This is a genomic window from Yersinia similis (assembly GCF_001053095.1).
Taxonomy (GTDB): Bacteria; Pseudomonadota; Gammaproteobacteria; order Enterobacterales; family Enterobacteriaceae; genus Yersinia; species Yersinia similis.
Map to the genome: position 1 here is coordinate 40,778 of NZ_CGBP01000036.1, position 9,090 is coordinate 49,867.

Genomic DNA, 9,090 nt, shown 5'->3' on the forward strand with positions numbered 1-9,090 from the left:
AGTCATCGCATCAGTCCCCTACTTTAATGATAGGGACATGCCCTGCATGAAATATTTACGGAATAAAATAAACAGTACGACGATCGGGATGGTCTGAATTACTGCACCGGCGATCACTGGCCCAACATAAACGCCATAGGACTTACTGAATGTAGCCAGTAATACCGAGAGCGGCATTTTACTTTCATCCTGGATAACAATCAGCGGCCATAAGAAGTTGTCCCATGTGCCGACAAAGGTAAACAATGCCACGATGGCGATAATTGCTTTATTCAGCGGCATCATCAGGTAAATCATAATTTGCCACAGACTAGCATTATCAATTTTAGCCGCATGAATATAATCATTAGGTGTCCCCTGAAAGCTTTGTGAAATCATAAAGATCCCCCAAGAACTCATGAGGAAAGGGACAATCATGGCGCTATAACTGTTTAATAACCCCAGTTCTCTGACTAAAACGAATTGCGGGATGATAAACATCGAAGCAGGAAAAACCATTTGTAAAAACAGTAAATTCCTAAACAGAGACTGGCCTTTAAATTGCATTTTTGCCAGCGCAAATCCAATAAACATAGAGCTAAGGGTAACGGCTACCGTCACTACCGTTGAAATAAAGAGTGAGTTAAATAGCGTCTTTAAAAAAGGTTTTTCCACCCGGCCACTGTTTTCAAACAAAAAACGGTAATTATCGAGTGAGTAAGCGCTACCAAACAGCCCGGTAGTATAAACATCGGCAGACTGTTTAAAGGAAGAAAGCACCATCCAGATATAGGGATAGAGCCACGAGAGCGCCAGAGAAAACATAACCAGATGGATAATTAAACTGTTGATGTTTTTTTTCATTTAAACAATCTCTACCTTTCTTTCCAGCAATTTTCTGACACCCAAGATAATTCCAAAGCTGATGAGTGCGATAAAAATTGACATGGTCGCTGCCCAACTGGGCTGCATCTTCATAAACGCGGTTTCATACATCACGATCATTGGCGTGGTGGTGCTATTAAGCGGCCCGCCGCCAGTAATCAGATATGGCTCAGTAAAAATAGCGAAGGAAACCGTAATGGCTAAAACCAGCACCATAATTAATTGCGGGTTGATCATCGGTAACGTGATATGGAACAAACGCTTAATGGTGCGGGTATTATCTAATTCCGCCGCTGAATAAATTTCTTTAGGAATGCTGTTTAACCCGGAAAAGAGAATCAGCCCATAGTACCCGACAAACTTCCATGTAACGACCAAAGCGATAGATAACATGGCGAAGTCCGGGCTGGTTAACCAAGGCAGCGTAAATCCAAACCAATCATATAAGAAGGTATTCAGCGGCCCATTCTGACTAAATATCTTCGAGAACACGATGGAATAGGCCACGCCGGATGAGACGTTGGCCAGTAAAAAACTTAATGCAACAAAGGTCCTGCCATATTTTAATTTCTGTAAACCAAATGCGAACAGAAATGAAGAGATAAATACAATAGGTAAGTAATACATTAAAAAACGCATCACGTTCAGCATCGATTTCCAAAACAAAGGATCTTGCATCACCAAAATAAAATTATTCAGGCCATTGAACGTAGGAATACCAACAAAACGCCACTCAGTTAGCGATAAAACTGCGAGCCAAATAAAAGGATAAAACCAGAATATGCTGGTATATCCCAGATAGGAGGCAGCTAATACGCTGCCTACATGTTTATCTTTAAGCTTTAAAAAAGTCATAATGAAAGGCCACCTGGCTCACTTTGATGCATAAAACAAGAAATTAACTCATGCTTACTGCTAGGATTCCAAAATATTAGGACTTTAAAATCCTAGCGTTTTAAAATCTTAGGGCTTTAAAATCGCATTCACTTCTTTTATTGACTGTCGTAGCGCTTCATCAGGCGTTGCGGTATTAAACGCAGTCTTCTCAATCATTTGTGTCATGCTGCGTTGGATTTCCACTGTTTCACCACTGGAAACCGGAGGTATCGCTACATTGACATATTCAGCGTAGGCCGCTGCATACGGGTGTTCCTGATAGTATTCTGCAAAGAAAGGATTGGTGAGCAAATCTGCCCTAGCAGGTGGCATACCGGTCAGTTCCATCCAGCGCTTATCGAATTTTGGCTGGCTGAATACCCACTGGATAAACTCCCACGCCTCGGGTTTAACCTTTGAATGGCTAAACAGCACCAGCCCTTTGCCATCGGCGAAAGTATGTGGTTTATCTTGCTGATCTTTAACCAGCATCGGCCCTATTTTTATGTGCTTTAAAATTTCCGGATATTGCTGCTGGTAGCGGCTAATATCCCAAGGGCCGCGTACTGCACCCAATACTTTACCGGTGACTAATGGATCATCCTGGCCAAAATCGTAAAGGGTCCATTTTTTTGAAAAAAGTGTATGCATAAAGTCCAGAACGTCACGACCAGCCTGGTTATCATAGCTGGCTTGCTGGTTGGCGATATAAGGCTTACCGCCACTTTGGGCATAATAGAGGGCAATAAAATCAAACCAGCGATCCCACCAGTTACGGCCAGAAGTGGCTTGTATAGCATAACGTTTATCTGGGATGGTGTATTTTTCGGAGAGCGCGTAAACCTCGTCATACGTTTTCGGAACCTCACTAAAACCCTGCTCTTTTAACAGATCGCCACGCCACCAGAAGAGTACCGGGTTCATATAAATCGGCAGGATGTAGTTTTTCCCGTTATAGCGCCAATTCTCCATAATATCCGTCATCTGACGACGACTAATTAAGTTTTCATAGCCATCCAGCGTCGAGAGATCAACAACCTGCCCTAAGTCAGCAAGCTGAGAGCCAAAGCCGGTAAAAATATTTTCTGAGATATCAGGTGCGCGGTCAGAAGCAATCGCATTCATTATCGCTTCTTCAGAGCTGCCCGCTGCCGGGATCGTTGAAAATACGACTTTCTTTTTATCCGGTTGTTTATTCCACTCCCCAACCACTTCGCTCCAGAATGCCTCTTGGACATTGTTCGGCGCTATCCAAAGCGTGATGTCCTGTTTTTCATTTTTAGCCGATGCCGCATCATTGTCACAGCCAGTAAACACAACACAACTGGAGGCAATTGCCAATGAAATCAGGGTGTTCTTCATTTTTTCTAACATTATTCTATTCCCAGAGCCGTTGTTGAAAGAAAAGGCTGGAAGACCAATTTTAACGTTAAAATAAAATAGCAGCGTAATTTCGATAATGATGTGAAGTATTTCACATCTCATCATTTTATGTTTAACGTTAAAATCGTGACGTTTGTTCAAATTTTAACGTTAAAATTAAGATAACATGCTATTCCTGAACGGTGAGGTTTGATCATTTCACAAGACGGAGGGGGGTATAATACAGGCAGTTTGTTTAGTTCTTCTTCCCGGAGCTTTTAAGATGACCACTGGTAAAAAAAGAGAAACACTTAAAACAATCGCTGAAACGCTAAACGTAACGCATACAACGGTCTCGAATGTGTTTAATCGGCCGGAGAAAGTCTCGCCTGAATTGCGAGAGAAGATTTTAGCCTATGCCGAATCCATAAATTATCATGGTCCTGCAGGTGCCGGGCGCTTTCTGCGTACCGGAAAATGTGGAACGCTTGGGGTCATCTTTAATGACAACCTCAGTTATGTTTTCTCTGATCGCCATGATATTGCGCTGATGCGCGGTATTGCCGAAGAGTGTGAAAAAAATGGTATTAACATTGCGCTGATGCCATTAAAAACGAATAACGCGCTAAAAAAACGAATGATGGGTGCACTGGTAGATGGTTATATTTTAAATGCGACCTATAACAATGACGAAGTGGTCCAGGCGGCGTTGACCAGTGGGTTGCCGGTCATTACCACCGATATCAAACTCCAGAATTTCACCTGTGTTTCGATAGATGACGGGGCTGCTATGCAGGCTATTTGCCACCACTTGTTGGCAGCCGGGCATAAGAAATTCGGTATTGTCTCTTTCCCTGTGAAAAGGCTCCCCGGCGAGCTAACATCACTGGCTGAATTCTCCACTGACTATGATAACGGTGTGGCTTTCGGGCGGATTAGCGCCTGTATAACAGCGCTGGCTGAAGCCGGGATTGATTTGCACACCAGTTATGTCGCGGAACAACCGCACAGTGAAACCGGGGGCGAAAAAGCGGCCAAAGCGCTGCTGGCAAAGGAACCGGGCATTTCGGCTATTATTTGTTTATCTGACCGTTTTGCATTCGGCGTTTATCAATTTTGTCAGGACCACAATATTCCCGTGCCAGGCCAAATTGCCATTACCGGGTTTGACGATATTGATATTCAGGATCCGCCGGTTGGTTTAACCACCATCCGCCAACCTACTGTTTTAAAAGGCCGTGAAGCCGCAAGGGCCCTTATTTCAGGCCAATTAGCCAATGATATATCTTTAGATTTTGAACTTGTCGTCCGTGATTCAGCATAATCAGATTGGAAAGGAAATGGAAAAATTAACCTGTTTTAAAGCTTACGATATTCGGGGAAAACTGGGCTCGGAGTTAAACGAAGAGATAGCCTATCGGATCGGACGCGCCTATTGCCAGTGGCTAAAACCAGCCAAAGTCGTGGTGGGTGGGGATGCACGGGCAACCAGTGCCGAGTTAAAAAACGCCCTGGCAAAAGGGTTAATGGATGGCGGTGCGGATGTCATTGATATCGGCATGGTGGGTACTGAAGAAGTCTATTTCGCCACCCGCTTTTACGGTGTCGATGGCGGGATTCAGGTGACGGCTAGCCATAATCCGATTGACTATAACGGGATGAAGTTAGTTAAAAAAGATGCCCAACCTATTAGCGGTGATAACGGGCTGTATGAAATTCAGCGGCTGGCACAGGATAATCATTTTGCACCACCTGGCGTTAGGGGCCAGCTTGAAACCCAGTTGGTCCGCGAACACTATGTCGAGCACTTATTAAGCTATATCGATCTGAATGCATTACTACCAATGAAAATTGTGGTTAATGCTGGCAACGGCGCTGCTGGCCCCACTCTTGATGCACTGGAAGCTGCACTGGCAAAACGTAAGGTGCCAATCAGTTTTATTAAAATCAACCATCAGCCAGATAGCAGTTTTCCTAACGGGATCCCAAACCCGATGTTGCCAGAAAATCAGGGGTCAACTCGGCAAGCAGTCTGTGAGCATCAGGCAGATTTAGGTATTGCCTGGGATGGGGATTTTGACCGTTGTTTCTTCTTCGATCACCTTGGGAATTTTATTGAAGGTTATTACATTGTGGGGCTGCTGGCAGAAAAATTCCTGCTCACCAACAATATTGGCAAAGCAACTCATAATGCCGACAAAATAATTCACGACCCTAGGTTAACGTGGAATACGATAGATATCGTACAGACACTTAATGGTACAGCAATCGAATCTAAAACCGGCCATGCCTTTATTAAAGATGCCATGCGCCACCATGATGCCGTCTATGGCGGGGAGATGAGCGCTCATCACTATTTCCGAGAATTCGGCTACTGCGATAGCGGTATGATCCCTTGGCTGTTAGTGATCGAATTACTGTCGAAAAAAACCACATCGCTGTTTTCATTAATTGAATCCCGCAAGGCGAAATTCCCGGTATCGGGCGAACTTAATTTCACTGTTAGCGATCCAAAAACCAAAATCCAGCAGATAAAACAGTTTTACGCTGATAGTGCCATTCACGTGACTGGAATTGATGGCCTTAGTATGGAGTTTGAACACTGGCGCTTTAATTTACGCTCATCGAATACTGAGCCACTTGTGCGTTTAAATATTGAAACTCGTGGTGATATAACACTTCTGGAGCAGAAAACAGCGCAATTAACTCAATTTCTTTATCCAAAGTAATTAAATTTTCAAATAACCTTTCGTTAAAAACTAATAAAATCAACCTCGCGTTTATTACTGAACGCGAGGGTAAATAGCAGCATATTGTTGGAGCTTATAATGGCTAGCGTTTCTCTCGCAAATGTCGTGAAGTACTATGGGAAAATTAAAACGATTGATAACGTCAATCTTGAAGTGGCGTCGCGGGAATTTATTGTCTTAGTTGGCCCTTCTGGCTGCGGAAAATCTACGTTATTAAGAATGATTGCAGGGCTGGAGGAAGTTAACAGCGGTGAAATTAAAATAGAAGATAAAGATGTCACCCAAACTAATGCGGGGGCACGCGGTGTATCGATGGTATTTCAATCCTATGCGCTTTATCCCCATATGACCGTGCGAGAAAACTTAGCATTTGGTCTCAAAAACATCAAAATTCCGAAGCAAGAAATTGCAGACAGAATAGCTAATGCGTCAAGTATCCTGCAACTGGATAATTATCTTGAGCGCCTGCCGCAGCATTTATCCGGCGGCCAACGCCAGCGCGTCGCTATTGGTCGATCTATTGTCAGTTGCTCCAAAGTATTTTTATTTGATGAACCTTTATCTAACCTTGATGCTGCGCTGCGTATTCAGATGCGACAAGAGATAGGCAAGCTGCATGAGCGCTTAGGCAAAACTACAATATACGTCACCCATGACCAAACGGAAGCCATGACATTGGCGGATCGGATAGTGATTTTAAACCAAGGAAGAATAGAACAAATCGGGACCCCGGAAGAGGTTTATAACCATCCAGCCAATCTTTTTGTCGCCGGATTTATCGGCGCTCCTAAAATAAATCTATTTAACGCAGTTTATGAGCAGGCTGGCTACGTTAATATTAATGGACTCCGCTTTTTTATTCCGCGATTGGTGAAATTGAATTTGGCAATGGGAGCCGCACTGACTTTGGCTATCCGTCCTGAACACTTCTCCTTAACCAACAGTACCGAATTGAGTCTGGCAGTGAAAACAGACATTACCGAAATGCACGGAGATTCCACGGTGGTGCTATTTAGCTCAACAGAGCACGGTACGCTACAAATGAAAGTCCCCTATCAACTGAAACTTTCCGTTGGTGAAGATGTTACTATTGGCGCTTCCTGTAAACATATTTTAGTCTTTGATGAGCACGGTCAGGCAATACACGGCGAGTTATAGCAGGTTTAGGCGTGTGTCATTCCTGTATATTTCCGGAATGACACTCAGATTGTATTGCATCTTGTAAAGCATCATTCAAAAACACCCTATTTATAAACCACATTCCCACTCGTATCCGGCTACCATCAGTATTACTGGCACCATTTCTCGCCACTTTTATCTGGTGTCACCAACGCTGTTCCCTTGTTTTGATCGGGCGCAGGATTTATCAGCTTACCCCCAGTGGGATCATCAACTGGATTAGGGAATACAGTCATTATCAGGTTGATTATCTATCAAACGTTATTGATAACAAGGAGGCTTTGGCTGAATCGCTGTAGGTATTCCAGAGTTCTTCTGTGCTGTTAAATGCGATGATAACTCCTCTGTCCATAAAGGAAGTTATTAGCATGACATTATGAATATCTGTATCTATTGCCTTAGAGGTAAAATTAAGCAGCCATGCCTTTTGGCCCTTATCTACAATTACACTCTCTGCCGCTGGTTGGTAGTTGCGCATCGCATGTAACAACAAGTCTTTATAACCATCTAATTGTTCAATCTTAAGTGGTAATATGCCCGCGCTCATAGCTAAGTTTACCGTCCCTTGCTCATTGGTAAAAACCACTTGAGGGCGATTATCTGAAGGGTATTTATATTTTTTCATCGTCTCATCCATACGAAGAAAACCTTTAGGAATATTGAGAGATATACCCTGTTCAGGAATCTGCTGGCGTTCCATAAGTATCTGAGCTTGGGCTTGGATTGAAAAGACAAGACCAATCGCGACACTAAATATCCCCTTAAGTACTTTTTTCATAGATTTGTAGTCCAAGATAAATAGGCTTATTTAATGGCAATTATGATGCAACAAAGTATCTAAGGGAAATGAAACGACTCAGACTGATCTACCCCACCATCATTGCCAGCATAACAAGATGATCAAGATCGTCTTCCGATATCTTGTCTGCGATCTCTTTGGCGACAATACCCGTAATACCCGCTTTAACACCGATCTCCAGAACTTGCTTCGCTATCAGACTTCGGCAGGGTGCAGCGATACCACATCCCTTCAGAACCAGACCCAGCGTATTATTCTCTACCGCATTGGTTCATTACCGGCCTCACCATCAGCACGCACGACGTCAGTAATAGGCTCATTGCGGAAAAAGGCCATAGAGACGACCATCCAGATGACCATATCGCCAGGCAAACAGCGGCGACGAACAGTGGCATGTTCGGAAAGCGTCAAACAGTGTTGTATCCACTCAGCGGGCAGATGCTCTGCGAAAAGTTGCGCAGAGGGGTGTGGCATAAGGGGGTGATCACTAAAATCAAGCAGGTCGTTGAGAAATGGCATAACAAAGATCCCGCCCCAAAGGCTGGGATCTTATTCAAGAACCAAAATTGCTTATTAAATAATAATTAATTCAAATATGAATTTCTTCTGTAGTAATAAGGATTGGTTGAATATAAGACTCTAATTCATTCTCCATCAACCACTCTGCACTATCCCTTTTAGCGTGAAATTTTATTTTTGGCAAAAAGGTTTCATCGTCTAATGCAATGATTACATTTAACGCTGAGCTTCTAAATGACCGCCACTTTTTTATCAATTCATTAGAGAAAACAATGGAATATGCAAGATGTGAATTATCTACATAGTCCTCCATATGAAAAGAATTCACAAAACACTCATACGCAATTTCATCATCAAAATTTGAGCGATGCACGGACGTACAATAATCCAGCAATCGCTTGGATAAAAAGCTACCGTGTTCTTCTATAAAACCTAACTCTATTATTTCATTAAGTTTTTTTGATAAATTTAAATCAACAAAATCATCAGATGTTAATTTGGCAAGTTGTATGTCCATTAGACTATTAGTTAGCAAATTACTGTTCTCCCAAATAATTAGACATGCCTTTCTCTATAGCTTTTTTAAAAGCTGGATTTTTCAGCTGGATATTTACACTTTTTGGAGCGTCAGGAAAACTTTGAGTTATCTTTCTCTTTATCAAAGATAGGGGAAAGGGCATTGTTGGCCTGCTCCACGTCACGGCTCAGGTCATCAACATTCTGCTGCTGGTTATCCGTGTC

At 42.9% G+C, this 9,090-nt stretch carries 8 protein-coding genes and 2 pseudogenes; 3 read left to right on the top strand and 7 right to left on the bottom strand.

Annotated elements, in window-relative coordinates; all coding sequences use genetic code 11:
- Positions 1–18: 18 nt before the first annotated feature.
- The 3 genes from AC971_RS19025 to AC971_RS19035 all read right to left on the bottom strand — a co-directional run bounded on the left by AC971_RS19025 (position 19) and on the right by AC971_RS19035 (position 3,114).
- Positions 19–843: a carbohydrate ABC transporter permease gene (locus tag AC971_RS19025; protein WP_025384245.1), complete on the bottom strand. Its 825-nt coding sequence runs from the start codon at positions 841–843 to the stop codon at positions 19–21.
- Entirely contained in the window at positions 844–1,719 is an 876-nt protein-coding gene (locus AC971_RS19030) for a carbohydrate ABC transporter permease (protein WP_025384246.1), read from the bottom strand.
- Positions 1,720–1,827: 108 nt separating this feature from the next.
- On the bottom strand, positions 1,828–3,114 hold the full coding sequence (locus AC971_RS19035) for an ABC transporter substrate-binding protein (protein WP_025384247.1): 1,287 nt from the start codon (positions 3,112–3,114) through the stop codon (positions 1,828–1,830).
- Between the two features lie 271 nt (positions 3,115–3,385).
- Here AC971_RS19035 and AC971_RS19040 point away from each other — a divergent pair, with 271 nt between their 5' ends.
- From AC971_RS19040 to AC971_RS19050, 3 genes are all read left to right on the top strand, one after another.
- Positions 3,386–4,426 carry a LacI family DNA-binding transcriptional regulator gene (locus tag AC971_RS19040; protein ID WP_025384248.1) on the top strand — a complete coding sequence of 347 codons (1,041 nt, stop codon included), beginning with the start codon at positions 3,386–3,388 and terminating at the stop codon, positions 4,424–4,426.
- 16 nt (positions 4,427–4,442) lie between these two features.
- Positions 4,443–5,831 carry a phosphohexomutase domain-containing protein gene (locus AC971_RS19045; protein WP_025384249.1) on the top strand — a complete coding sequence of 463 codons (1,389 nt, stop codon included), beginning with the start codon at positions 4,443–4,445 and terminating at the stop codon, positions 5,829–5,831.
- Positions 5,832–5,930: 99 nt separating this feature from the next.
- A complete protein-coding gene (locus tag AC971_RS19050; RefSeq protein ID WP_025384250.1) occupies positions 5,931–7,010 on the top strand; it encodes an ABC transporter ATP-binding protein in 1,080 nt (359 codons plus the stop codon).
- 268 nt (positions 7,011–7,278) lie between these two features.
- On the opposite strand, the gene AC971_RS19055 is transcribed toward AC971_RS19050, so the two are convergent.
- The 4 genes and pseudogenes from AC971_RS19055 to AC971_RS25840 all read right to left on the bottom strand — a co-directional run.
- Positions 7,279–7,731, bottom strand: coding sequence for a hypothetical protein (locus tag AC971_RS19055; protein WP_048677802.1), 453 nt, complete (start codon positions 7,729–7,731; stop codon positions 7,279–7,281).
- A gap of 375 nt (positions 7,732–8,106) precedes the next feature.
- Positions 8,107–8,349: pseudogene (locus tag AC971_RS19060) on the bottom strand (transposase domain-containing protein); the annotation flags it as partial.
- Positions 8,350–8,419: 70 nt separating this feature from the next.
- Positions 8,420–8,866 (bottom strand): hypothetical protein, encoded by a 447-nt coding sequence (locus tag AC971_RS19065; RefSeq protein ID WP_025384253.1) that lies wholly within the window; start codon positions 8,864–8,866, stop codon positions 8,420–8,422.
- Positions 8,867–8,985: 119 nt separating this feature from the next.
- A pseudogene (locus tag AC971_RS25840) lies at positions 8,986–9,090 on the bottom strand (hemolysin); the annotation flags it as partial.